At 70.9% G+C, this 433-nt stretch carries 1 protein-coding gene; it reads right to left on the bottom strand.

What is annotated here, in order from left to right:
- Window positions 1–433, bottom strand: a 433-nt coding sequence (locus ACYQ8K_RS30215) for a condensation domain-containing protein (protein ID WP_459975059.1), incomplete at both ends; no start/stop codon positions are given.

Here is a 433-nt window from a genome sequence, read left to right as displayed (position 1 = left end):
ACCGCCAGCGGCTCCCACTCCGGCGCACGGCCGTCACACCGGGCGGCGTACGCGAGGCCCAGGTCGCGCACCAGCGGGGTGAGTGACCACCCGTCCGCGGCGATATGGTGGGCCACCGCCACCAAGACATGCTCGTCGTCGCCTGTTTGGAAAAGCCAGGCCCGCAAGGGGATTTCATTCGCGAGGTCGAACGTGTAGCGAGCCGCCTCCTGGGTCGCCTCCGCCAGCCAGGACGCCGGCCAGCGTGTGGCGTCGACGACTTGCCAGCCGACGTCGGTGCGCTCGGCGGGGACGATCACCTGCTGGGGTGTGCCTTCGGGCGCGACGAACCGAGTGCGCAGGCTTTCGTGGCGGGCCACCACGTCGCCCAGAGCGGCGCCCATCGCATCGGTATCGACCGGCCCGTTCAGCCGCAGCGCCACCGCCATGTTGT

This window comes from Mycobacterium sp. MUNTM1 (assembly GCF_054660795.1).
This window is presented reverse-complemented; position numbering and strand designations above follow the sequence as displayed.